This window comes from Rhodonellum psychrophilum GCM71 = DSM 17998 (assembly GCF_000381545.1).
Lineage (GTDB): Bacteria > Bacteroidota > Bacteroidia > Cytophagales > Cyclobacteriaceae > Rhodonellum > Rhodonellum psychrophilum.
The window spans coordinates 151,447-178,339 of record NZ_KB906682.1 but is presented as its reverse complement, the minus strand read 5'-3'; the positions used below and the strand labels follow the sequence as shown (position 1 = coordinate 178,339).

General features: G+C 42.1%; 12 protein-coding genes. 7 read left to right on the top strand and 5 right to left on the bottom strand.

Annotated features, from left to right (window positions below):
- The 4 genes from F824_RS0115750 to F824_RS0115720 form a co-directional block, all read right to left on the bottom strand.
- Positions 1 to 9,770, bottom strand: a 9,770-nt coding sequence (locus F824_RS0115750) for an MBG domain-containing protein (protein WP_211218921.1), incomplete at its 3' end; no start/stop codon positions are given.
- A gap of 1,576 nt (positions 9,771 to 11,346) precedes the next feature.
- Entirely contained in the window at positions 11,347 to 12,648 is a 1,302-nt protein-coding gene (locus F824_RS0115730; RefSeq protein WP_019598880.1) for an amidohydrolase family protein, read from the bottom strand.
- Positions 12,649 to 12,681: 33 nt separating this feature from the next.
- Complete coding sequence (locus F824_RS0115725) at positions 12,682 to 14,064, bottom strand: amidohydrolase family protein (protein ID WP_019598879.1); 1,383 nt, start codon at positions 14,062 to 14,064, stop codon at positions 12,682 to 12,684.
- Between the two features lie 11 nt (positions 14,065 to 14,075).
- Positions 14,076 to 15,737, bottom strand: a complete 1,662-nt coding sequence (locus F824_RS0115720; protein ID WP_019598878.1) for an amidohydrolase family protein — start codon at positions 15,735 to 15,737, stop codon at positions 14,076 to 14,078.
- 237 nt (positions 15,738 to 15,974) lie between these two features.
- Here F824_RS0115720 and F824_RS0115710 point away from each other — a divergent pair, with 237 nt between their 5' ends.
- The 5 genes from F824_RS0115710 (at position 15,975) to F824_RS0115690 (ending at position 21,846) form a co-directional block, all read left to right on the top strand.
- Complete coding sequence (locus F824_RS0115710) at positions 15,975 to 16,337, top strand: response regulator transcription factor (RefSeq protein ID WP_019598876.1); 363 nt, start codon at positions 15,975 to 15,977, stop codon at positions 16,335 to 16,337.
- A gap of 173 nt (positions 16,338 to 16,510) precedes the next feature.
- Positions 16,511 to 17,941 carry a hypothetical protein gene (locus tag F824_RS0115705; RefSeq protein WP_139189866.1) on the top strand — a complete coding sequence of 477 codons (1,431 nt, stop codon included), beginning with the start codon at positions 16,511 to 16,513 and terminating at the stop codon, positions 17,939 to 17,941.
- The gene (locus F824_RS0115700) at positions 17,934 to 19,385 is read left to right on the top strand and encodes a glycosyltransferase family 2 protein (RefSeq protein WP_031327211.1); all 1,452 of its coding nucleotides are present in this window, start codon (positions 17,934 to 17,936) and stop codon (positions 19,383 to 19,385) included. The genes F824_RS0115705 and F824_RS0115700 overlap by 8 nt, the downstream gene beginning before the upstream one ends.
- A 20-nt stretch (positions 19,386 to 19,405) precedes the next feature.
- Positions 19,406 to 20,647 (top strand): YaiO family outer membrane beta-barrel protein, encoded by a 1,242-nt coding sequence (locus tag F824_RS0115695; protein WP_019598873.1) that lies wholly within the window; start codon positions 19,406 to 19,408, stop codon positions 20,645 to 20,647.
- Positions 20,647 to 21,846: a hypothetical protein gene (locus F824_RS0115690; RefSeq protein ID WP_019598872.1), complete on the top strand. Its 1,200-nt coding sequence runs from the start codon at positions 20,647 to 20,649 to the stop codon at positions 21,844 to 21,846. Before F824_RS0115695 ends, F824_RS0115690 begins: the two co-directional genes overlap by 1 nt.
- Positions 21,847 to 22,007: 161 nt before the next feature.
- On the opposite strand, the gene F824_RS0115685 is transcribed toward F824_RS0115690, so the two are convergent.
- Positions 22,008 to 24,035, bottom strand: coding sequence for an LTA synthase family protein (locus F824_RS0115685; protein WP_019598871.1), 2,028 nt, complete (start codon positions 24,033 to 24,035; stop codon positions 22,008 to 22,010).
- Between the two features lie 93 nt (positions 24,036 to 24,128).
- On the opposite strand from F824_RS0115685, the gene F824_RS0115680 reads away from it, so the two are divergent.
- Together F824_RS0115680 and F824_RS26030 are read left to right on the top strand one after the other, a co-directional pair.
- The gene (locus F824_RS0115680; RefSeq protein ID WP_019598870.1) at positions 24,129 to 24,671 is read left to right on the top strand and encodes a class I SAM-dependent methyltransferase; all 543 of its coding nucleotides are present in this window, start codon (positions 24,129 to 24,131) and stop codon (positions 24,669 to 24,671) included.
- A gap of 4 nt (positions 24,672 to 24,675) precedes the next feature.
- Positions 24,676 to 26,889 (top strand): DUF4838 domain-containing protein, encoded by a 2,214-nt coding sequence (locus F824_RS26030; RefSeq protein ID WP_019598869.1) that lies wholly within the window; start codon positions 24,676 to 24,678, stop codon positions 26,887 to 26,889.
- Positions 26,890 to 26,893: the final 4 nt, after the last annotated feature.

The window sequence follows — 26,893 nt, the reverse complement described above, 5'->3', positions numbered from 1 at the left end:
GGGGTGATTGCCAAAGTAGCAGTCAGTACCAGTGTGGTGAAATTGTCCCCCGTGATCGTTGCGGTAGCCGTTTGGCTTCCAACATCCGTTCTGGAATTGTTGCTGTATGCTACAGAAGTTCCTTCCGGAAGTTCGCCAGCTATTGCAAGCGATTTGGCTGAACCGTCAAAGACAAAGCTTCCGTTTTCGAAAGTAATGCCTTCGACAGTTGCCGGTGTGATTGCCAAAGTTGCAGTCAGTACCAGTGTGGTAAAGTTGTCCCCGGTGATGGTTGCGGTTGCCGTTTGGCTTCCGACATTGGTCAGGCTGTTGTTGCTGTATTCTACTGAAGTTCCTTCAGGAAGTATTCCTTCAATCTCAAGCGACTTGGCCGAACCGTCAAAGACAAAGCTTCCGTTTCCGAAAGTGATGCCTTCGATTGTGGCCGGTGTGATTGCCAAAGTAGCGGTCAGTACCAGTGTGGTGAAATTGTCACCTGTGATCGTTGCAGTTGCCGTTTGGCTTCCTACATCCGTTCTGGAATTATTGCTGTATGCTACTAAAGTTCCTTCAGGAAGTTCGCCAGCTATTTCAAGCGACTTGGCATTTCCATCGTAAACAAAGCTTCCGTTCTCGAAAGTAACTCCTTCAACAGTTGCCGGGGTGATTGCCAAAGTAGCAGTCACTACCAGCGTGCTGTAGTTGTCACCTGTGATCGTTGCGGTTGCCGTTTGACTTCCCACATTGGTCAGGCTGTTATTGCTGTATGCTACTGAGGTTCCATCTGGAAGTTCGCCAGCTATTTCAAGCGACTTGGCCGAACCGTCAAAGACAAAGCTTCCGTTTTCGAAAGTAATTCCTTCGATAGGGGCAGGGGTGATTGCCAAAGTAGCAGTCAGTACCAGCGTGCTGTAATTGTCACCCGTGATCGTTGCGGTAGCCGTCTGACTTCCCACATCCGTTCTGGAATTGTCAGCATAACTTACGCTTGTTCCTTCCGGTAAAGTACCGGTAATCATAAGTGACTTGGCCGAACCGTCAAAGACAAAGCTTCCGTTTTCGAGGGTGATTCCTTCAATTGTGGCTGGGGTGATTGCCAAAGTAGCGGTCATTACCAGCGTGGTGAAATTGTCACCCGTGATGGTTGCGGTTGCCGTTTGGCTTCCGACATTGGTCAGGCTGTTGTTGCTGTAGGAGACAGAAGTTCCTTCCGGAAGTTCGCCAGCTATTGCAAGCGACTTGGCCGAACCGTCAAAGACAAAGCTTCCGTTCTCGAAAGTAATGCCTTCGATAGGGGCAGGGGTGATTGCCAAAGTAGCAGTCAGTACCAGTGTGGTGAAATTGTCCCCCGTGATCGTTGCGGTTGCCGTTTGGCTTCCCACATCCGTTCTGGAGTTGTTGCTGTATGCTGCAGAAGTTCCATCTGGAAGTGCGCCAGCTATCGCAAGTGATTTGGAATTTCCATTGTAAACAAAGCTTCCGTTTTCGAAGGTGATGCCTTCGATTGTGGCTGGGGTGATTGCCAATGTTGCAGTCAATACCAGTGTGGTGAAATTGTCACCCGTGATCGTTGCGGTTGCCGTTTGGCTTCCCACATCCGTTCTGCTGTTGTTGGAGTAAGCCACACTTGTTCCATCCGGAAGTATTCCTTCAATTTCAAGGGACTTGGCATTTCCATCGTAAACAAAGCTTCCGTTTTCGAAAGTGATTCCTTCAATTGTGGCTGGGGTGATTGCCAATGTTGCGGTCAATTCCAATGTGGTAAAGTTGTCACCTGTGATCGTTGCAGTCACTTCTTGACTTCCGACATCCGTTCTGGAGTTGTTGGAGTAAGACACGCTTGTTCCCTGTGGAAGTGTTCCTTCTATCACTAGGGACTTGGTCGAAAAGTCAAAGACAAAGCTTTCACCATTGAATTCGATTCCGGTTACTGTAGCGGGTGTGATTGCCAATGTTGCAGTCAGTTCCAGTGTGCTGTAATTGTCACCTGTGATGGTTGCGATTACTGTCTGGCTTCCGACATCCGTTCTGGAGTTGTTGGAATAAGCCAGGTTTGTTCCCTGTGGAAGTTTTCCTTCAATTTCAAGTGACTTGGCAGTGCCGTCGTAAACAAAGCTTCCGTCTTCGAAGGTGATGGCTGTAATTTCTGCTGGTGTGATCGAAAAGTCAGCGCCTGTGAAGGCAATCGTATAGTTGTCTCCAGCTGTCAAACTGCCTTGGATGATTTCAAAGTTGCCTACGTCCTCGCCTTCGGCCCTGGTGAGTGTTCCGGTGAATTCGTCTTCACCAATTAACTCTCCAGAAGTCAACCTATAGGTCAAACTTGGATCTACTGATCCGTAAACCTTGCTCTGGTTTTCATCGGCTGTTACGGTCAAGGCTTTTTGATTGACCGTTAAGTTCTGCTCCACCGATTCTGCCGCAAAATTCTCCTCATCACCAGCCTGAGTTGCTGTAATTTTAGTAGTACCCGTTTTTAGAATAGTGGCCTGATTTCCGCTGATGCTGACTACCGTTGGGTCTTCGGCGGTATAAGTCACCGTCAGTCCTCGGTCTGTCACCGCATTTCCTAAGGTAAAGGTAAGATCACCATAGGTTTTTTCTCCAATCTCATCGAATGTGATCGTCTGCTCGTTTTTATTCCGTGTGGTGAAAGTCCATGTGTAGGAAGCTGCAGAGAATCCTTCAATAGAATTATCCGAACCATCCACCACAAAGCCTTGCGGAATCTCCACTAGGATTTGAGTATTTAAAGAAAGATTTTCGGTGATCGATAGGGATACACTAAGTCTATCTTCGGAAAGCACGAATAACGCACGAACCTCTGGATCGATTAGGTCAAATTCAAAGATGGATACCAAGGTGCAATGATCCTCTCCTACTTTAGAAAGTTTGAATACCCCTGTATTCCCCAAGTCCACTTCTTCGTCAAAAGTGAGGATAAGTGTAGGCTGAAGAGCCACATTCGTCGCATTGTTAGCAGGTGAAAGGGTAGTGATGAATGGTGCGCTTTCATCAGTCACTGTAATGGTAAACGACTGCTCAGTAAAGCCTGCATCATTCGTAGCTCGGAGAGTAACCGGATGATCTCCTAAATCTGATTTGGCTGGAGTACCTGTCAATACATCCCTTGTCTGAAGACGATAAACTTCATTGGTGTTGACTTTTGCATATACCAAAAGACCACTAGAACTTAGCGATAAACTCCAAATATTATCTGAAGCACCCATAGACACTACTTCAAAAGAAGAAAAATCAGAGCTGTATTTTCTTATACCTCCATTATCCATTGATATGTAAAAATTACCGCTATCGTCTGTTTTGATGGAGGTTGGTCCCTTCGGTAAGTCTGATAAAACTGTAATTAACTCAATTCCATCATATTTCAGGATTGAATTCATTTCGAAAGCTGCAAAAAATAAATTGTTGTCATTATCAATCGTCAATCCAAATGGACTATTTGAAAACAGATCACTCAATACAACTGAAACTTCTTTGGTAGTCTCATTGATTTTTAGAATCTCACTTGAAGGATAATTTGCAGCATAGATGAAGCCATCTTTATCTATCAAGGAGATTACTCCACCTGATCTTGACAAGAAAACCTCTTCCTCAGCTGACGGATTATTCAACGGCACTCGAGTGATAGCATTTGAAAAATTATTATTTCTTGAAATATAGAGGTAACCATTAGCAATATGCAGTGAGAAGACATTTCCAAAAATTCCTGACCTCCAAGAAGTACTGGTACCATCGGGGGTGATTTTAAAGATCTGAGTACCATCTGTTCGAATGGTATAAATATTTCCATCATTGTCCGCAGCTGCACCTCTAAGTCGAACTCCATTAGGTACCGTCCCCGCTAACGATGCTGGTCCAGACTCGCTTGTGTTGAAACTTAACCATGATGGCAAAGTAGGTGCACTGATTGTTGTTTCTAATTCACTCTCTTCCGACCCTTCAATAGTATAATTGTAAAATTGACCATAAGGAATGGTTGTGATCGGAGTGCTGGTTAAGGTCGGAGGAGAAGGTGATTGAGTATCAAAAACTACCTCCTCACCATAAGCAGTTCCCATCGAATTGGTCGCATAAGCTCTCACATAAATCGTAGAACCAGTTGGCAATCCGATAACGGTTTCAGAGAAAGTGCCAATGCCAGAACCCATTTCAATTTTTGTGTCGGTAATGGTAGGGTTGGTATTAACCGACCAAACAATACCTCGCTCCGTTACTGCTACCCCACCGTCAGAAGTAACTTCTCCGCCGAGTGTAGCAGAAACTGTAGTCACATTGATAGAGGTAGCAGTAGTTAGTTCAGGTAAAGAAACCGGAACTAATCCCGGAATCGGATTGACTTCTGGACTTGCCCCTATTTCATCGTAAGTAAAAGCTTGGAGATATGGATATGAAATGTATCCTTCATCTTCAGCCGAAACCTTTATTTCCCAAACCGTTTCAAAATCCCAAGATGCATTCAAATACAGATTTTTATCCTTTAACTCAGCTGTTAGTAGCCCAGTGCCACCATCTGCATTTCCCTCTTGGCCGGTAGTCTCTTTATCCCAAAACGAATTTGAAATTATACTTCCGCCACCAGAAATACCCCCAACTGATCCTGCTCCTTGGACTTTTCCTGTGGCGTAACTATTCAGGAATTCAGTATTTTCCCCGGATCCAATGAGTCCTCCGATGTTATTTCCGGTTCCTTTGACATCGACTTGAGAGTAAGAATCGTGGACTTTGCTGTTGTAAGATTGCCCAATCAGTCCCCCAAGATTTCCGGAACCTGAGATCGTTCCAGATGCAAATGATTGTTTGATGGCAATTTGACTCGGGTTTACATAATACATTCCAACCAATCCACCGATTGCTTGAGTGCCTGTGATTGTTACTTTGGCAAAACTGTTTTCAATTTTCCCAAAGTCTAATCCCCCAAAAATGCCTCCAAGCCTATATTCGCCTGAAAGAATCCCCTCTGCCGATGAATTCAGAACATTTGAAAAAACGCCTCTTCCAATTAATAAGCCAGTATTATATTCAATGGAAGATATATTTGCATTGATGACGTGAACATTGTCAAAAACTACAGATTCTGCATAGCCGACAAGTGCACCGGTAGTATTTGCACCAACCACCTGAAAATCTTCCAAGACAAGGTTTTTAATAGATGAATTATTAAGGCCTCCAAACAACCCCGTGTTATAGCCACCCGTAACCTTTCTATTGATAAAAAGATCTCCTATCGTAAATCCTTTTCCATCTAAGTAAATATTATTAAGACTAAAGGGAGGTAGCCATCCAGCGCCTGAATTGGCTGCTTGGGCTGCGTAGGTTTCATAGCCTGAACTTGCAGCGTTGAGGTCATTATTTAAAATGAAATAATTCGTTTCAAAATTGCGGATATTATAAAGGTGCTCCCAATCTTCAATCTGATAAGGTTCCAACTCGGTACCTTTCCCACCTGCAAATGGAGGAGTATCCAATCCAGGAATCGGGTTGACTTCTGGTTCAGAACCAGGTTCATCATATGTTATAGCTTGTAAATAAGGATAAGAAAAATATCCTGTTGGATTGATAGACCAATTGCCGGTTCCAGCGGTAAAATCCCAGCCGGTAAACGTGGACTGGGTTTTCATCTCCTCAGTAGTCTTGGCTGTACCAGCTGCTGAAGTCGCCTTACCTGAGGTTTCGGTATCCCAGAAGGAATTGGTAAAAGTTGGATTATCCAGTGCTTGACCAACCAGGCCTCCCTGATTGGTTCCGGCACCACTTACAGCACCTGCACCGTAGGAGTTTGCAACAGTCCCACCAAGCACATATCCAATCAGACCTCCACCTAAATCAGTAGTGACTGTTACATCTCCAATACTGTATGAATTTGAGATGGTACCATATGACGAACTTCCAACCAAACCGCCTACTCTGGTTCCCCCTGATATCAAGGCAGAACTAAAAGAATAAATAACCTGAGAGTTGCCTATCGTACCGACCAAACCTCCTACTTGCACACCTGTGCCAGAAATAGAACCAGAGCTGGAAGATCCTGAAATGATTGATCCTCCTGACATACTACCCGAAAGCCCTCCAACGTTTGAAGTCGCTGAAATGGAGGTGTTCCGAACATGCACATTAGAGATAGAAACTTCGGCTAATCCACCTGCTAAACTCCCTCCATTGCTTCCTATGAAATTAAATTCAACTAAGTAAATATTTTTTACCCGGCCACCATCACGAATTTGTTCAAATAGGCCAACCCGTTCACTTGGCCGATTGATGTAAAGCCCTTTGATCTCATTCAAATTTCCATCAAACTCTCCAGAAAAATAACTACTTCCCATTTTGATCGGCAACCATCCGGCATTATCATTGGCGGTAGAAGATGCATACTTCGAGTATCCAGTTGAATTCTCATCCAAATCATTATTCAGGATAAAAAAAGCAGTAAGGTTTTTTCTGACATTGTGCAAATGTCCCCAATCACTGATCTTATAAGGGTCTGATTCTGTACCTGATCCTCCTGCATAGAGAACTTCTTCCAATCCGGGAATCGGATTTACTGAGGGATCGGCTTCAGGTTCATCATAACTGATCCCCTGTAAATAAGGATAAGACAAATAACCGGATGGATTAATTTTCCAGGTTGTTTCGAAATCCCAGTCTGTAAAAGTGAACAAGGTTTTCATCTCTGCAGAAGTCTTGCCTATTCCTCCGGCACTGGTTGACAATCCTGAGGTATCTGTATTCCAGAAGGAATTTTCAGCTCTTCCTCCATTTTCCATAAATCCAGTAAATCCTCCGATATTGGTACCAGTACCTGTAACTGTCCCTGCCGAATAACTTCTGTAAATGGAACTTCCGTCATGATTTAGTCCTACAAATCCCCCGACATTATTACCTGTAGAAGTAACTGTCACCTCAGTATACGAGTCATTTATTGAGCCACCACTATAACCGCGACCTGCTATTCCTCCGACCTGATTTACTCCAGATACGCTTCCTGTCACAAACACTTTACTAAACTCTCCGGCATATTTCAATCCTGTGACTCCTCCCACGAAATCTTTCCCAACAATAGAAACATCCAAAAGACCTAGATTAATTATCCGAGCGCTTCCATAGGTGGTCCTAAAAAGTCCAATATTATCTTCGGTTGGCCGGTTGATATGTAGACCGCTGATTGTATGAAAATTCCCGTCAAAGCGTCCTATGAAATCACCTTCCAAGACCCACCCTAATCCTGAGTTGGCATTTTCACTTGCGTACTGCTCATATCCAAATGAAGATTCATTCAGATTTGTCGTTAGCTCATAATACAGCCAAGAGCTGATGGTTACTCCTATGTTTTGAAGTTGCTCCCAGTTTTCAATCTGGTAAGGGTCTGATTCTGTACCTGTTCCTCCTGCAAATAGAGCAGGGACAGCAACTGAACTGCTCGCCGTTCCCGCTCCTGCGGCATTGACTGCACGAAGCTGAATAGTATAGGAAACAGTATTGTCAATACCGGTGATGGTAAGGGGTGAGGTGGTTTGGACTGGATCCAGTGTCACCCATGTGTCTCCTTCGTCAAGTGAGTATTCGTAGTTTGTAATTGCACTTCCCCCATCCGGACCAGCGGTGAAGGTCATCTCTACCTCGCCATTCTTCTGGATAACAGCGAGATCAATTGGAGCAGATGGGGCCGCTGGTGGATCATTTGTATTTTTCAAGACCACAAATCTAGCTATTGATTTTCCTTGGATTGAGGAAAAGGATCCTCCTACATAAAGGTAATTAGCGGAAACTACAACAATATTCACTGAAACGGAAGAGGCGGTGGGACTGATATTTCCTGCATCTGCAATCCACATGGGATCGACAGCCCCATCCGTATTATTAAGTTTGGCCAAATTAAGACGGGATGCGCCTCCAATGGTGGTGAAAGATCCACCAACATAAATATTACTCCCAGAGATGGCAATTGAATTAACACCGTTGGCACCATTTGCATTCCAAACGGGATCCGCAGCCCCAGTCGTATTGTTTAATTTAGCAATTCGGCTACGGGGCAGTCCTCCCAAAGAATTAAAAATTCCACCCACATAAATATCATCTCCCGATACAGCAATTGAAAAGACCTCATTGCCAGCAGTACTTCCTGCATTGGGATTCCAATCGGGATCTAAAGCTCCTGTTGCTTTATTTATTTTGGCGATTCTGTTTCGGATTTGGCCACCTGTAGTAGTAAATGCTCCTCCTAAATAAATATCGCTACCCGATATGGCTATAGTACGGACAGTACCGTTAGCAATAGGATTCCAGTCAGGGTCCAATGCCCCTGTTGTTTTGTTTATTTTGGCAATTCTATTTCGGGTTTGCCCCCCTATGGTAGTAAATGCTCCTCCCAAATAAATATCGCTATCGGCTATTTTTATCGTGCTGACCTCACCGTTAGCATTGGGATTCCAATCAGCATCAGCATCTCCTGTGGTATTGTTTACCTTTGCCAATCGGTTAAGGGACTGACCTCCCACATTTGTGAATGTTCCCCCCAAATAAATATCGCTACCCGATACCACAATCGTACTGACAAAATTGTTAGCATTTGGATTCCAATCAGGGTCTATCTCATTGGTTATTTTGGAGATTCGAGCGACTCGATTCCTAGCTATATCGTTCAAAATAGTAAACGCTCCACCAAAAAAGACATCACTTCCAGATATCGCTATGGAATTTACAGTATTGTTAGCTTTAGGATCCCAATTAGGATCCGCAGTCCCAGTGGTATTGTTTAACTTTGCGAGTCGGTTCCGACTTTGCCCACCGACCGTTGTAAAGTTCCCACCTACATAGACATCACTTCCTGATATTGCAATCGAATTGATAATACCATTGGAATCGGGATTCCAAGAAGGATCAGCTTCTCCCGTTGTATTGTTTATTTTGGCTAAGCGATTGCGTGTTTCTCCTCCGACTGAGGTAAAATTACCTCCCACATAAATAGCATCACCCGATATAGCGATATCCATAACAGGTTTAATACCAGGGTCCCAAGTGACATCTGCAAGACCCGTAGTCTTGTTTAATTTGGCTAATCCATTACGTGTTTGACCTCCAATTGAGGAAAAATCACCACTCACGTAAATATCATCACCGGAAATAGTAATTTTTTGAACTAAATTATTTGGGTTTGGATTCCAAGAAGCATCTACTTCTCCTGTTGTATTGTTTAATTTGACTATTCTATTACGGGTTAGTCCTCCAACTGTGGTAAAAAATCCGCCAACATAAATATCACTTCCCAATACAGCAATAGTATTGACAATACTGTTAGCATTAGGATTCCAATCGGGATCAACCTCGCCCGTTGTCTTGTTTAATTTGACTAATCTATTACGGGTTTGCCCGCCGACTGTGGAAAACGATCCGCCCACATACACATCACTTCCGGAAACTGCAATAGAATTGACTGTAGCGGGGGCACTTATAATTGGATTCCATTCGAGGTCTAATGTTCCATCGCTGAGGATATGGGCAATCCCTAACCTTTGTAATCCGTCAATTAGCCTTATCGACCCTCCAATAAACCAACCGCCTGAACCGTCAGGAACCACTACGTTTACATTTCGATCAGCTAAAGGCTGATTGACTGTAACTTGGTCATTTGTTGTGGAGATTTTTGCAATTCTACCGGGTCTGGAACCACCCACTGATGTAAATGTTCCCCCGATATAGAAATTATTGTCATCTTCAGCAATGGCTGTAACAATACCATTATTTATACCAGCCTGTGGGACAATTGTTTGTCCCACTGTAGGTGAATGTAAACCCATTAAAATAGAGAAAAAACATGCAAGAACAACATGTATTTTTGAAGGGGTAGGGATAGGGAGCACTAAACTGGATCGTAGATTCAATTTTTGTATCAACCTTTCGAACAGCTTTGATTTGGCCATTTTCAAATTTTTAATAAATAAGTATTCCATAAAATCAGAGATTTGGGTGGGCCATTGCGTTTTTTCACAGTATGTTTTTTTCAAACACACTTACAGACCCGTCAATAATTCAACAAGGGTAAAATTTCAAAAGCTGCCTTTAGAGGCGTAGGCATTTTGAAATTCTCCGGTAAAAGAAAATGTGATTTGCAGTGGATGATTGGATTTCTGAGCATCTTAATGAAATTTCCTCGAGGTCATTGTTGAGGATGAAATGGAAGTAACAAAATGACCCGATTGATTTTGGCTGATGCTGATTTTGGATTTGATAGGGATCAAATTCAGTCCCAACTTCTCCCGCAAAATCCGGAAGAAATGAGTGGGATGTAGTGAAAGAAATTGCAAACGACTTCACGGTTTCAACACAGAAAAAATTGATGAAAATTCGGCTGAAATGATTTTCTAAAAAAGGTTGGAATCTGGATTTTCCTTCTTCCTCAGAAAGAGAACTCCCAGCTTTCAAGGCTTGGTTTTTGGATTCAAAACTCTGGCCTTGCGCTCTCCTCAGACTTGAGAAAAATAAGCGATTGAATAGGTGGCTTGGTGATTCGGTTGGGTAGAATTTCTTCATATGTCGCTAACGGTTTGGGTGATTTTGAACAGTTCAAAAAATTGAACAATTCACGGTAGGAGCTGTAATGAAGGGAAAATTCCTGAATTTTGTCAGGAAACTATGTTCCGAAAGACGTTTTTGAAACATGAACCCGGGGAACTTCTTTTTGCCTATTGGGAACTTCAAAAATCAATGGACGAAAACGTCAAAAATTATAATGCATAATTGTCCAAAAAATAAAAATCCTGATTTTTCAGGTCCGAAGAGTAGAACTGAAAACCCATTCAGAGACGATATTGAATAGCATTATGAATTTTCTCGGTTTTTTTTTCCTCAAAAAATCAGCTGGATTTTTATTTTATTGCTATCCTAAAATTTATCAAACTTAGCATGCAATTGAATAAAAACACACCATTCATAGGCAATAATTATTACGAATCCATAACAAAAAACAGCTGGATGTCCCAGCGAAATTCATTGAGCAAATCGAGGTGAATTTTTACAGTATTCTGGGCCTTTTGTTGGTTGAGGTTTTTCAAAGATTGTTAAAAAATCGGATTCAAAATTTAGCGAAAAAGCAAACTTCAGATCCTGCGTTTTGACTGGTTAAACCGGAGTCTGAAATGGGTTTCCTATTGGGATTGACATTGCCGGAAAATCAGGCTATTTGGAGACTAATTTCTGACACAAATAGGGTGATGTCAATAAAAATCAACATCTAACCGACCATCAGTTAATTACAATCTTGAATTGAATTCGCAATGCATAACACGGGTTAAAAAACAAAAAAAATCCGGACCTGAACAAACAGATCCGGATTTTTTAGAAGGGCTGAACAATTTAATTTTTCTCCAATCCCGGGCTTCTTTCCAAAAACTCCTGATAGAATCGAATGTGTCTGTTGCTCATCGGAACCCTAAATCCGTCGATAAATACATGGCGGATCTGTGATCTGGTTTCAAAAGGATCACCTGTGGAAACGAAAAGCGTGGCATCTTTTCCCACTTCAATGGAACCCAATCTATCGGCTACGCCAAAGACCTCGGCAGAATTGATGGTCACCGCTTTCAAGGCTTCTTCCTTTCCCATTCCATAGGCTGCGGCAAAGCCGGCATTGAAGGGAAGGTTTCTGGTGTTTTCGGAATCATTGGAGCGAATCACCACTTTTACCCCTGCTTTCGCCATTTTGCCTGGATTGGTGTAGGAAGCATCAAATCTGTCTGATTGTCTGGTCGGTATGGCGAGCATCGGTCCAGTGATCACGGGCAAATTCGCTGCTGCGATTTTATCGGCTACTCTCCAGCCTTCGGCCACACCTGTCAGAATCGCTTTTATTTCTTTGTTTTCAAGCCATTTGATGGCCAACTCGATGTCACTAGCCGCATTCACTTCTACCAAAAGCGGCAATTCACCGGAGACCACTTTTGCCAATTGCTCCATTTCTGGGTAATAAGGCAAAGCTGCTTTTGCGCTTACCAATTGATGATAAGTTGTGGCTCTTTCCCAGATATCGTTTAGGTTTTTCTGTGCTTTCTCAGCATCTTTTTTGACATCCTCGTCGCTTCTTCTGTCCCAAGTGCTTCTTCTAGCGGAGGAGGGGAAATTAAGGATCACACCTTTAAAACCAGCATACATTTGATCTGGCGTGTATCCATTGAGATTGATCAATGCGGCTGTTCCAGGAAACATTCCACCCGAAGGTGTGGCCAATATCGTCGTCACCCCGCTGACACGTGTCACGGGTATCGCTATTGAATTTGGATTGACGGCTACAAGGGCTTGCATGTTTGGGGTTACTTGACCGATTTCGGCATAATCCTGGGTTTCGGCCAGTGAACCAACCTCTACCAAGCCCAATTGACTTCCTCCATCAAACATTCCGGGATAAATGAATTGGCCTGAACAATCGATTACTTCGGCATCTCCTGCTGCCACATTGGTTCCCACGGCTTCGATTCTACCGTTGGCGATCAGGACGCTTCCATTTTGAATCGTTCCTTTGGTCACTGTGACGATGGTGGCATTCTGCAGAAGAAACCTTCCATTTCTGGGCTTTATGAATTCTCCGTCAAATTGGGCCTGCGCCAAAATCGGTGACAAGGCCAATGCAACTGTATATAATATTGCTCTAAATTTCATCATGTTGAATAGTGTTTTGGAGTATCCAAGGTTCTTTTAATGGGAATGTTCAAATAGATTCCTACCGAAGTTGGTGAAGAAGAAATCAACACCATGCATGCATCTTTCATCATGTTCCTTGAGAAAGATCGGTTCAACTGCGTCTGTTGCACTTACCTTGATCCGCATGTCATTCGCATCGGTATTGATGTCAAAATATTTGACCCCATCGACGAAAGTCATTTGTGGAATGGCATAAACAGAGAGTGGATGTTCATTGAAAATCACCAAATCCCCTTGTTTTCCTTCTTCGATGGACCCGACCTTATCGGCGATCCCCAATTGCTTGGCAGGATTGATCGTAATCAATGCGAGTGTTTGGTCATCTGTCAATTCTCCGTAGCGTTGTGCTTTTCCCGCTTCGTGGTAGAGGTGACGGATCAATTCCCCTGAATCAGAATTGATGGAAGTGACCACTCCATTTTTCGTCAGTATGGCCGCATTGTAAGCTGTGGAATAATAAACTTCAAACTTGTATGCCCACCAATCCGCAAAAATAGAAGCACCCATAGTGTATTCGGCCAGTTCCGGAGCGACTTTAAAGCCTTCGTTGACGTGGGAGAAAACAATGTTTGTGATGTTGAATTCCCTGCAGACATTGATCAACATGTAGATTTCATCGGCACGATAAGAATGACAGTGGATGATGATCTTTCCGTCAAGGATATCCACCAAGGTTTGCAGGCGCGTATCAAATTTAGGAGGAATGGGAGTGGCTCCTTTTTTCTTCAAAGCGGCATTGTAGTCTTCCCAGGTCTTTTTGTATTGGATGGCCTCATTGAAACCGTTTCGGATAACTGCCTCAACACCCATTCTGGTTCGGGGTTGATTGTTGTTGCCTCGACCGTGAACCCTCGTTGGGTTTTCCCCCAGGGCAAACTTGATCGTTCGGGCTGCGTCCTGCATGAATAGATCTTGGGGATTGCTGGTTCCGAATCGGTGTTTCAGGGTAATGTTCTGACCACCGATCGCATTCGCAGAACCGTGCATTGCATGGGAGATGGTCACGCCACCTGCCAATGCGCGGTAAATTCCCACATCATATGGATTGACTACATCTTCCATTTTCACTTCTGAAGTAATGGGGGAGGTGGCTTCATTGACGGCATCTAAGCCCACATGGGAATGGGCATCTATGATTCCTGGCATAAGGAATTTGCCAGTGGCATCTATGGTTTGAACATTCGAAGCGCTGAGGTTTTTCCCGACTTTCTTGATAATGCCATTTTCAACCAGCACATCTGTATCTTCCAATGTCCCATTGGTAATGGTGATCACGGTTGCATTTTTGATCAGGATTGATCCTTTTTGGGTTTGGGCCATTGATGGCATGCTTCCCAAGACCAATAAAGCAGCTATTATTGAGGTAAATTTCTTCATCTGATTGGTGATTAAAGGTTTGGTTTTTTATTGGCCTTCATTGGAAAACTTCCATATTCCGCAATGGATAGGTTGCCCTCGAACGATCCGCCTTTAATTTCTCCAGTCACATTTACCTTAAGGAGATTCCCTTCTACGGGGACCTCAAAATTGAAACTCAGGGTATTGTCTGAATAGGTGATGGAATTCATTCCTGTGCTCGCCTTCCCTGTCCCGGCTGGATCATCGTAGGTGATGGTACCGGTATATCCTGCATCCCCTTTCTTGATTTCGATTGTTCCGCCAGAACTGCCGGCGGGAGTTTCCGAAGTATATTCCCAAACCCCTTCAATCCCATTTCCTTTATTTTTGGCTTTCAAGTCATAATCAAATAAGTATCCATCAGCCATCACATATTTCACTTCAGCTTCCTCAGCGAATATTGGCTTGGTGGAAATGATCAAATTGGCCAATTTCCCTTTTTCCAAGGTTCCGGTGAATTTCTGAATATTCAGTATTTCGGCATTGTTGATCGTCAAAGCGGCCAAAGCAGCATCCTCACTGAGTCCATTGGCAACCATAAGTCGGATGTTTTTCATCATGTCTCCTGATTTGGCACCCAAGGTGATAAATCCGAATTTGACCCCTGCTTTTTCGAGGATTCCAGCTTGTTTCAAGGCATTCTGATGTGCAGCCTTGACGCGGTCCAACCTGGATTTGATGTCCTCACTTTCATTGTCTTTTTTGTCCTTGAAAGCTTTGTCATCCGGTAAATTCAAGCTGAGTAAAATCTTGGTATCTGATCCTTTGATCTCATCGATGACGCGATCCACATCGGTGACGCCCACGAGAACCATCCGAAATCCAAGCTCTTTTTGTAAGCTCAATGCTCTGCGGATTTCAAGATCGTCCGCTACCTCAAAAAGGATCGGGATGTTTTTGTCCAAAACTGGATAAAATGCCTCATAGGTTTTGTTGATTTCCGGTCTGGTCAAACCCGCTGCGGAAGCAAAAATCCGAGCGTGTTGGGCAGACAATTCCGCGTTTTTGTAGAGATCCCTGAATTTGGCCATGACACCAAGGGTTGTGGCAGGATAGGTCCCTCTTGACCCTCTGAATTTGGCATAAAGGCCAGTGTTTTGCGCCAACACATTGGAGGACTTGCTGTTGCCAAAGACGACAATTGCCGACTTGCCTGTAAGCATCCCACCATCGGGAATCAATTGTGCGATGGTGAATCCTGTTTTTCTCCAATCTGCGATTTGATTGCTTTTGGGATCAAAATGATCCATCACCTGTCTCCAGGGGGTGATTCCAGCCAATTCATCGGAGGGATCAGAAGGGTTGAAATTTTCGCCTTTTTGTGGATCGTTGGGTTTTGTGATGCCTGAATTGCTGGCACCATCGATGAATCCGGGATAAATAAAAAGTGAATCTGCCTTGATCAGCTGTGTTTCAGCGGGTAAACTGAGATTGGTGCCTACCGCATGAATCAATCCATCTTTGATGAGAATGGTGGCACCAGCCATTGACTTTCCTGGCGCTGTGGTGATGGTGGCATTGGTAATGGCATAGGTTCCTGTAACTCTCTTTTCTCCGGTAGGATCACTTTGGGCAATCAAGGGTGAAAGGGAAGTGCAAAGAACCAAAATCAATAAGCTACCAAAAAGCTTAATATTTGGGTTGATATTCATTTGTACCTTCTGTTATTGGTTTTTTATAAGCTTGTAAGCTAACAAAAGATATTTTTCTGAAAAAAGTTTTTTTTTTTCTAGGGATTAAAAAGGTAGGAACGGCAATTAATTGGAATTGGACGTCAATTATCATAATACAAAATCAATTGATGATTTTTGAGCTTTTTTTAAGCGGGAAATATCACTTTTTTTATAATTCTTATCTTGTATATTTCGATATCATTAAATGATATTAATATGAAAAATGTTTTAATTATTGAAGACGATCTATTGATATCAAGCTTGGTGCGTTTTCGCCTAAAGAAAGATGGATACAATGTTACAACGGCTGAGGACGGTTTGGCAGGGATTCATGCTATTGATAACAATCAACTTGATTTGATCATTACAGACGTAATGATTCCTTTCAAAAATGGTATTGAAATCATCAATCACTCTAAGAAATATTTCCCAAATATCCCGATAATAGTCTTGAGTTCTTTAGGTGAAGAGGAAAGCACTGTGTTGGAAGCCTTTAATCTAGGTGCTTCTGATTTTATCCCCAAGCCATTCAATCCCAATGAGTTGGCGATAAGAGTAAGAAGGTTAATCAAGAATTAGTATCAATGAACGTAGAGTTTTACAAAAAGCATTTATACTTACTTTTATTTTTAAATCTTTGCTTCACCGATTTTTCTTTTGGACAGTCTCCTGGGATTTTAGGAGAAGATTCGCGCAGAATTCTAGGTTCCAATTCAATCATTCAGGGGGTTTCCTACCAAATTGACTTGGAGGTGTCTGATACAACCCTAAATTTAACCGATTTAGGGTTTACAAAATCGCCTCTAATCGACAATAAGTGGACTTCCGCTTCTTTACCTGATTATGGTGCAGTTCTTTTTTTGCAGGACTCTCTTCTCAAAACACGCAACTCCACTTCATTCGTTCGCTATTTTCTTTACTACGATGAAGTCACCACCTCAGCGCTTGAGGAATATTTGGACAATCTTAGTCGGAATGAGTTGTTGTTGAATGACATGACTTTAGGAAATCAAAGCCTTGATGACCAAGGAGAGTTGATTTTGAAAGGAGCCAAAATACCCTTTAAACCTCTTTATAAAATTAAAATCAAGATTTTGAATGACATTAAGATGATTCTCTTGATTGGGATTCTTTTCTTTTTTTTGGTGTCTTGCGTGGTTTTGGTTTTGATTATGGTCATCGTAAAAATGCGCAAAAACAGAGAAAGAATCCTGACCAAAAGATTCAAGAAATTATGTTATGAGCCCATTTCGACTTTGCTTTTTGATTATGAGTTTGCGCAACTCCAAGCCTATTCTACGGAGGATTTAGAGGCGTTTTTTCCGAAAAATTACCTGTCACAATCACTTTTTCGAAACGTGATGATTCAGGAAATCATCAGTTTGAACAAGAACATGAAGGGGGATTTCAAAGCCAAATTGAAATTGATATACCGAAAACTTGATCTTCATGTTTTTTCCATGAAAAAACTGGAAAGCAAACGCTGGGACATTATCGCTACGGGAATCACTGAAATCAATGAAATGGATGTCAACGAGGCCCTTTCACGAGTTCAGGATTTTGCCATGGAAAAAAATTTTTACATTCGATCCAATGCCGTCGCGACCATTTTGAACCTTTCCAATGACAGTGATCTCCAAGTCTTGGTCAATCAAAAATATCCGCTTTCCAGATGGCAGCAAATGATTTATCTTAGGATAATCAAATTCTTGACTTCACAGAAAGTCGTAAAAATCGAAAATCTGTTTGATTCAGAAAATGAGTCTGTTCGGATTTTTGGAATCAAGCTGGTGAAGATTATGGGTAAAATGGAGGCTATCAAAAGTCTTTCAGGAATATTTTATAAAGCTGGTGATTTTGAGAAAATCCAAATCCTGAAAACCTATGATGCGCTGAATGCCGAAAGTGAATTGGAGCAAATCCATCATGCTTTGTTTTCCGACTCTCACGCCCTTAGGATTCAGGCCATGGTTGTACTGAAGAATTTAGGAGATATCCAGTCTCAAGCGCTTCTAATCGAAAGATTTGCTGTTTTGACTGATTTTGAATCCAAAAAGGCAATAATGGACACCATGTACACTTTAAATAAAGATAATTTTCATGAAATGACGAAGGGTGTGGAAGAAGAGGAAGTAATAAGAATCTGTCAACACCTAGAAGACCCCATTTTGACCCATGTATAGTCTATTGTTCAGTATACTGATGGATGTGTTGGGGATTATGTTCCTGCTTTACAGTTTTTCAATCATTTTGATTTACCTGTCTACCACCATTCTCTCCGCCCTGGAAATGCGGGACCATCTGCGGAAAAATAAATTCTCGGATTATGGAGACATCATTACCAGTCCCTTTGCTCCTGGGATTTCCTTGATCGCCCCCGCCTACAATGAGTCCAAAAGTTTGGTGCAAAATGCAAAGAGTCTTTTGTCATTGCATTATGGCAAATTTGAAGTAATCATCATCAATGACGGGTCAAAAGATGATTCTATCCAAGTGATGATTGACAATTTTGACTTGGTCAAAACAAAATACGCTTACAATCCCTCCATTGAGACCAAGCCCGTTCGGGCCATCTATAAATCCACAAATCCCAGTTATTCCAAACTGACCTTTGTCGACAAGGAAAACGGAGGAAAAGCAGATGCGCTCAATGTGGGAATCAACATCGCCTGCCAAGAAATAATAGCCTGTATAGATGTGGATTGTATTCTTTCGAGCGATTCCCTCACCCGGATGATGCGGCCATTTATGGAAGAAACCAATCGGAAAGTCATTGCAGTGGGTGGCGTCATCGGTGTTGCCAATAATTGTGAGGTAAAGGATGGGACAGTAATCAAATACAGGGTTCCGGATTCCCTTTTGGGAAGGTTTCAGGTGATCGAATACTTTAGGGCTTTTCTGATGGGAAGGATGGCTTGGACGAGACTCAATGGACTGATGCTTATTTCCGGTGCTTTTGGATTTTTTGACCGGGAGCTGGTGCTCAAGGTAGGAGGCTATTTTCCTAAAACCGTAGGGGAAGACATGGAACTTGTCGTCAGGATGCGGAGATACATGGAAGAAATCAAGGTCCCGTATAAAGTTGGTTTTATTCCTGATCCTTTGTGCTGGACGGAAGTGCCAGAATCCGAGGAAATCCTATCCAGACAGAGAAACCGATGGATGCGGGGTACCATTGAGACGCTACAACTCCACCAAAAAATCAGTTTCAATCCCAAATATGGCGTCATGGGCATGGTTTCTTATCCCTTTTGGTCTTTGTTTGAAAAGGCAGCACCCATTATGGAAACACTCGGCGTACTTTACACACTACTTTTGATCATTTCGGGAGACAGCAGTGCAATTTACCTGATTGTTTTGTTTGTGGTGATTTACTTCTTTTCTATCATGATTTCTTCCTTCAGTATATTGTTTGAGCAAATTGCCTACAATAATTACAAGGACAAAAAAGACCTGAGAAAACTCCTCATTACCGTGTTGTTGGAACCTTTTGTGATTCATCCCAAAATCGTATTCTGGGGATTGAAAGGCCATTGGGATTTTATCCGGGGCAAAGGTGGTTGGGGAATCATGATTCGTGCAGGCTTCAATAAAGCTACTGACAAACAAAAAGTTTCCAATACCTGAAAAGCCAAACCATTCCACCGATGATTAAACGATACCTCAAAATCAAGTGTTCTTTTCTACTCCTGTGGGGGATATTTGCTTTTCCGGCTGTTGGGCAAGAAAGCTTTGACCCGGACAAACTATTCATTGAAGCCAGAAAACTGATTCTAGATGGAAAAAGGCAGGAGGGTAGGGAAATAGCTTTCAAGGTACTGGAGAAATACCCTACCTATCCAGATGTCCTGATTTTGGTCGGCAGGTCTTACAGCTGGGATGGTAAATATGATTCGGCATCCCTTTATTTCGAAAGGGCGATTGTGGCCAGTCCGGAATATGAGGATGGATATTTGGGTTACATTGACAATCTTCTGTGGCAGGAAGATTTGGAAAAAGCGGATGAAATCCTGAAAATGGCATTGGAAAAGATAGGCCCTCAGGCCAATGCAATCCAGTACAGACAATCTAAAATACATTATTATAAAGAAGACTATGCAACGGCGCTTAAATTGGCGAACTCGGTTTTCCAAAAAGCACCAAAGTTGGAAGGTTTACTGAACTATATCCAAATTCTCCGAAGGCTCAGCAGGGTAAATGCAGTAGGATTCACATATGATTATGACTCTTTTGAAGGACAAATTTCGCCCTGGAATACCTATTCAATTTATGGAAGGACCAGGACCAAACTGACCGGAACCTTGATTGCAAGGGTCACCAATTCCTCTAGGTTTGATGGCAACGGAACCCAGGTAGAGTTGGATGCCTATCCTTCCTTGGGGAAAAATTCCTATGGATATTTCAATATTGGGTATTCGGGAGCTTCTTTTTTTCCAAAATTCAGGTTCGGATCAAGTATCTATTGGAATCTTCCAAAAGCATTTGAATTGGACGCTGGTTACAGGTATTTACAATTTTCAGAAACGACACATATCATCACGGGTTCCCTTGGGAAGTATGTCAGCAATTGGTGGTTTAATTTCAGAATGAATTTGATCCCTGGCCAAGAGGGAAATTCGGTGAGTGGAAATTTCCAAACCCGCTATTACTTCAAGGGAGCGGAGGATTTTATCAGCATCCAATTCAGTTCTGGCGTGTCTCCGGATGAAGAAAACAGGGATTTTCAATCCCAATTGCTCAATTCGTATAGGGCCAGATTGGGATACCAACACCTATGGACCGAACGTTGGATGGGCTTTGGGTTTGTCGGCTATTCCAAGGATGAAATCAATGCGGGAAGATTCAGGAATAACCTGAATGTTTCCATAGGAACTGAATTTAGATTCTGATGGGAAATAAATTGGGAAAATTGATTCCAGAGGAGTTTAGGGTTTTGCTAAAATGGATATTCTCCTTCCTTTTCATTTTTTTGGCGATACCCTTGGGTGCCTTTTTGCTGTGGAATTTGGTGCCAAAAGCAACTTTGAACGTGATCATTGTAGATAAAACCGTGGTCAACCTTGACTTCCAAGAACATTCTTCCATCCATTGGACGCTCAATCACCTCAGGTATGTTAAACCCAACGGGGATTTCTTCAATTTCAAAGAAGATTATCTTGGTTTTTTTCCGGCCAAAGATGGTCCGTACTCCATCAAGGACTTAAACGGCTTGACGGATCAAAAAATAGATGAATTGGTAGAGAAGACCGAACTGATCTATTTTTCGGACACCTATGGCGTTTATGAAAATGATCTTGAAAAAGAGGCGCTTCAGGGACCTTCAAAGAAAATTTATGGAGGAATGGACAAGGCAGACCTCAATTTTTTACAAAAGGCTTATACAGAAGAAATAACAATCATTTCTGAATTCAACACCATTGCCTCACCTACCCCAAAAGCGATCAAAAATGAATTTGAAACCCTGGTCGGGTTGAAATGGACCGGATGGATCGTTCGGTATTTTGATGAACTGGATACTTTGCTAAATGATGAATTGCCATTTTGGATGATTGATTCTTACAACAAACAGCATGACAAGCAATGGGATTTGAAAGGTTCTGGCTTGGTATTTCTGAAGGATACAGGAAAAATAGAGATCTTGGAATATGAGAAACACACGCTGAACAAGGTGCCTATCATTACCACCGGAACGGCTTTTCGAAACAAAATAGGGATTCCTGAATTTGTTTGGTACCCCTATTGGTTCGATATTGTTTTGATTGACAGGGATTTTGAGGTCATTTCTTATTATGACATCAATCCTACAGGAGAAGGGCTAGAGATGCTTCGGGAAATGGGATTGCCCAGGTATTTTCCAGCAGTTGTAGTGAAACCCAATGGAAAAGGGAAATTCTATTATTTTTCCGGAGACTTTGCAGACAATGTGATCTCCAACAGTTCCTTTAGATTCTATGGAATCGCAAAACTTTGGAGGATGTTTATGGATGCTGAAGATTATTCACAGAGAAACAGCTTTTTCTGGAATTACTATTTTCCATTGATGCGCTATATTCTTGATGACGTGAACAAGAAAGAAAATACGGATTGAAACTGATCTATGCATTCTGTTTCGTAGTAGGAGCTGAAACTGCAAAAAAATCAGACCATTTGGAGCATAAGTCCGGGTCCCGTTTGGGGATGGATAACAAATTAATGTGCTGGATACACGTAGCCTAATGCCATCAAAACAGCCCAAAAAGCTTCAGATTTTTATTTTTTCCGATTATAAATCATCAGGGAATCCGGCAACAACCGGTCCGATTCGATGGAATAGGTATTGGAATTCTTGTAGTTTTCGAATTTCCCGGAAATCTTGTCCTTCAATCCAATTTCCTGGACAATATCTATATTCATGTTGTCGGATATTTTATAAAGCTCATTTTCAGAAATCAAATATTCACCACTGATGTATTCTTTAAGTTGGGTTTTGTTTCTCATCAGCGGAACAGAAATGAAGGATTGAAAATTAGCAGCAGTATCTAAGACTGAACCTTTCCAAGCCACCGCTGACGGCAAATCCATCGGATATCTGGAAGATAAAAAGGAAAGGATACTGGGGGCAATATCAAAATGTGTACTGACGCCATGGATTCGCTTCGTACGGGAAAGTTTTGGGGAATAAATCATCAAAGGGACATGGAATCTGTCTATTCGTGTGGCCATTGGAATTTCAGGAAGTCGATGGTCACCGGTGATAATGAAAATGGTGTTTTCATACTTGGGCATTTTTTTGTATTCCTCAAAAAACTCCTTCACTGCCTCATCTACATATAAAACACTCGCGTAAAGACTTTTATAACTCAGGTAACTTGCCATCTCACTGGGTTTTACTTTGAGGGTATTGGTAAGATGGGTGAGCAGCATCGCCTGGTATTTTTCTTCATTGGGGATGATAAAAGGATCATGAGAAGTCTGCGTCTGGAAAACAGTCATCTGCGGCTGCGGATGGTTTCGGGGAAGCTTTCGCATTCCATTTTCAAACACAGCTTTGTCTGGATAACCCCATGAAAATCCTGAAGTGGAAGGAGTGACTTCAAAGTCAGGATCAAAAGAAGTGAGGTCAAGGATTCTGTCTACCTGTTGATAATTAAGGAAAGAACCTACTTTGTCAAAATTGATATCCGCTCCGATGTGGAAATTGGTGTAGTAACCATTGTGTTTCAGCAGTGAAAACAAACTGGAATGTTTGGGGAGATTGGGCGCATTCTCCATGAATCCATTTTTAGAAAAAGGCAATGACCCAAACATGCCGGTCAGAATCCCATAGGTCCGACCGGTCGTGGAAAGATTGTTTTTCCAATAAAGACTGTGGTTGGCCAACGAATCCAAAAAAGGGGTAAAGCTGCGCAAATAAGCGTCCTCCCCAGAATAAGCTTTTCCCAGGCCTTCTACAATGATGAAAACCAAATCTGGAATGGAGTCAAATTCATTGAAGAATGGCCCCAAAACATCTGGATAATTGTTTTCATGCAAAAATGGATATTCTGAATTCAAATATTTTTTAGTCATCAATTGATTTTCATCATTGGTATTTGCAAGATAAAAATCAAAATAGAGGTTGCTTTCAGCTGTGAAGTGGCTGTAGGACTGGTCGTAGAGGTAGAAGGATTTATTGGCCTTCAGGTTGGTTTCCATACCAGAAATAGGCTTTGGGGAAAGGATGGCAATCAGGTTGAAAACAAGGAGGTATCCATAACAAATACCGCTGAGTACCAAAGCCGTATTGAAGGAAATCCTAATCCGTTTTCCCAATCCTGTAAAAAAGTAGATAACGGAAACCAAAACAAGGATCACGACTCCATTTAGGACATTGATCACCCCGGAAGCTTTTAGTGTGGCGATGATGTCTTTTGTTGAGTAGGCATAAAGATCATCTCCCAACGGGAAAAGAGATTTGGTAAAATAAAAAATCAAACCTCCGTGGATGATCAGAAGAAAAGTGATCATGATCCGCGTGATTATTTCGATGGTTCTGGGTAGAAAAAAGCCAATCAATACATTGAGCAGCAAGAAAAAACCCAATAGATAGAATATCCATTCGAAATCCCTAATGAGCCCTCCGAGGATGATATTGATCGGTTGGAAATCCAATGGGTGAATCTTGAAAACCCAGATGACTTCCACCAGTCTCAACAACAGCATCAGAATAAGATAGGGAATTGCGATCAGCCAAAAGTTTTTGAAATTGTCTTTTATCGTGGTTAGAAAGTTGGAATTGATCGCAGCTTGGTGGGACATATTTATTATTCTGACTTAAATGCAGGGGGGCGACGTACTTTATCGATTATTTTTTTCGAAAATACCTATATTGCACGACTATACAAGACCTATATGAACAAAAGTACACTTTTGAAGGAGCTCTTCACAAATTTGTCCACCACTGGCGCAGTAACTTTCAGCTCCAAAGCACTCGTTAAAAAAATGTTGTCATTCGCCGATTTTAAGGGTGCTAAATTAATTGTAGAATTGGGAGGGGGAGATGGTAGTATTACCCAAGGAATAGTGGAAAGAATGGATGCTGACGCCGTGTTGTTGGTTTTTGAAATTAGCCAGAATTTTTGCACCAACCTTGAAAAGGTTTTTCCTCAAGACAATGTTCATGTCATTTGTGATTCAGCAGAAAATATTGACCAGTATTTGGATGGGAAAAAAGCAGACTTCATCTTCTCGTCATTGCCACTGAGCTTGATCCCAAAATCAAATCGTCATCAGATCTACAAAAAAAGTAAAGAATCTGTTTCAGATTCAGGTAAGTTTATCCAGATCTGTTATTCTTACGCGTTGAAATTTCAGTTTGCCAATCATTTTAGCGAAATCAAAACTTCATTCACCCTAAAAAATTTCCCGCCAGCTTTTATCATGGTCTGCAATTGAAGCAATGCCGCTAAAGCCTTTATTCGGTTGTTGGCTATTGTTGCTATTTGCTGGTGGCCATGTTTTTGCAAGGCAAGAACAATTTCAATTCTCGCAAAAACATGGTCTTCCGCTGATTTGGGCATCTTCCGAAATTGAAAGAGAGCAGGCTGAATTCCTTCAATCAGAACTTCTGAATTGGCTCGATGCATCACTTCCAATATATATTGGACCATCAGCACCCAAAAGTTTTTTTCTCAAACTTGAAATAAATCCAAGTGGTTTTGAGAACACGTATTTCAAAATCCAATCTCTTGATAGCGGAATTTCACTGGTTGCAAAAGACCAGTTAGCACTGTCATTTTCGGTGTCCACATTTTTGGAAATCTTGGGAATCCGAAAATATACGGCTGATTTCACTTATTATCCCGAAGACAAAACGATTGTTTTCCCGAAGAATTTTGACAAATCCTATCAGCCAGATTTTGACTACAGGGCACTTTTTTATCCCGAGGCCTACGATCAATCCTTCAGGGGTTGGCACAAATTGGATTGGCACATCGATGATTTTGGGCTCTGGGGACATTCCTTTTCTAAATTGATTTCAACCAAAGAGCATTTCGATTTGCATCCTGAGTACTTTGCCTTGTATGAAGGCAAAAGAAGATCAGAATCCATCTGCATGACCAATGATGGAGTGTTTGCGCTTGCAAAGAAGAATCTTGAAACTCTGATTTTAGAAAATCCCGGAGCAAGGTATTTTTCCATCAGTCAGAATGATGGTGTGATTCATTGTGTCTGTGGGCAATGCAAAAGTATAAATGATGCCAACGGCGGGCCCACAGGAGCTTTGGTCCATTTTGTGAATCGATTGGCCTCCGAATTCCCCGACCAGGAGTTCGCCACACTCGCCTATCAACACACTGTTTTGCCGCCATCGGAGATCAAACCATTGACAAATGTCACGACGATTTATTGTCCCATAGAAATCAATCGTGGGCAAGCCATTCCTGAAGACAGCAGAAGCGAATTTGTGGGAAATATCTTGGAGGATTGGCAATCGGTAAATTCCAAAACCTTTGTTTGGGATTATACCGTTCAGTTTAGCCATTATTTATCCCCATTTCCGAATCTGCATGTGTTGCAGAAAAACTTCCAATTCTACAAATCCAAAGGAGTGAAGGGGCTATTTGTCCAAGGGTATGGAGATATCCCTGGTGATTTTTATGAACTCCGGCAATATCTCTTGGCAAAATTGCTTTGGGATGTTCACCTGGATTTTGAGAAGGAAATGGAAGAATTCCTCTTGCGCTTTTATGGAAATGCTTCGGAGTACATCAGTGCCTACCTCAGCCTTTTGCAAGCCGGGCAACAGGCACAGGATAAAATATTGGATATTTATTCAGGCCCGATTGCCCAATCCAAGACTTTTTTGGCTCCTTCCTATATGGACCAATACGATCAGTTGATCAAAAAGGCGGAAGAGGCTACGGAATCCGACCCACTATTTGCCAGCCGTGTGGCCAAAGTCAGGAAATCCCTGGAGTATGTGTATTTGGAGCAGGCGAAATATTATGGAAAAAATGATTTTGGCATGTTTCAAAAGGAAAATGGAGATTGGGTTGTCCCCAGTCACCTTCCTTTAAGAGTTAAGAGCTTTGCAAAGGATGCCAATCAAAGAGGTATTTATGAAATCAGGGAGAATGGACCCAGCCCTGATTTATATGTGCATGAATGGGAGCATATAATTGAAAATGCCTTGTTGGAAAATAAGGTAGAGAATTTTTACGTTACCTATTTGACATTCCCTTCACCGGAATACCAAGGAAATGGTCCCTTGGACTTGGTCAATGGGATCAGGGGATTTCTAGATTTTAAAATCCAGTGGGTGGGTTGGTATGAAACAGATCCGGAATTGGTGATCAAGACCGGAGGGATCGATTTTAAGACGGTACAAATTGGGTTTTTGGAAGATCAGAGGCAATGGATTTTCCCGCCTGAGAATGTTCGGGTTTTTGGTTGGCGAAAAAATAAATGGAAATTGCTTTCGGTCAAGCATTTGGCGTCACTTCGGGAGCATCCAGAAGTTGATAGAAAAACCATTGATTTGAAAATCAAAAAGGCGCATCGTTTTGAGGAATTCAAAATCTTGATCAAGAACCAAGCCCGGCTTCCCCATTGGACATATCGCAAAGATAAAATGCCCATGGTCATGTTGGATGAAATTTTGTTGAAATAAAAAA

What these genes read in the sequence shown, in the direction of transcription:
- F824_RS0115730 (WP_019598880.1), bottom strand. Translation starts at nt 12,648, where the DNA reads ATGATGAAATTTAGAGCAATATTATATACAGTTGCATTGGCCTTGTCA.
- F824_RS0115725 (WP_019598879.1), bottom strand. Translation starts at nt 14,064, where the DNA reads ATGAAGAAATTTACCTCAATAATAGCTGCTTTATTGGTCTTGGGAAGC.
- F824_RS0115720 (WP_019598878.1), bottom strand. Translation starts at nt 15,737, where the DNA reads ATGAATATCAACCCAAATATTAAGCTTTTTGGTAGCTTATTGATTTTG.
- F824_RS0115710 (WP_019598876.1), top strand. Translation starts at nt 15,975, where the DNA reads ATGAAAAATGTTTTAATTATTGAAGACGATCTATTGATATCAAGCTTG.
- F824_RS0115700 (WP_031327211.1), top strand. Translation starts at nt 17,934, where the DNA reads ATGTATAGTCTATTGTTCAGTATACTGATGGATGTGTTGGGGATTATG.
- F824_RS0115695 (WP_019598873.1), top strand. Translation starts at nt 19,406, where the DNA reads ATGATTAAACGATACCTCAAAATCAAGTGTTCTTTTCTACTCCTGTGG.
- F824_RS0115690 (WP_019598872.1), top strand. Translation starts at nt 20,647, where the DNA reads ATGGGAAATAAATTGGGAAAATTGATTCCAGAGGAGTTTAGGGTTTTG.
- F824_RS0115685 (WP_019598871.1), bottom strand. Translation starts at nt 24,035, where the DNA reads ATGTCCCACCAAGCTGCGATCAATTCCAACTTTCTAACCACGATAAAA.
- F824_RS0115680 (WP_019598870.1), top strand. Translation starts at nt 24,129, where the DNA reads ATGAACAAAAGTACACTTTTGAAGGAGCTCTTCACAAATTTGTCCACC.
- F824_RS26030 (WP_019598869.1), top strand. Translation starts at nt 24,676, where the DNA reads ATGCCGCTAAAGCCTTTATTCGGTTGTTGGCTATTGTTGCTATTTGCT.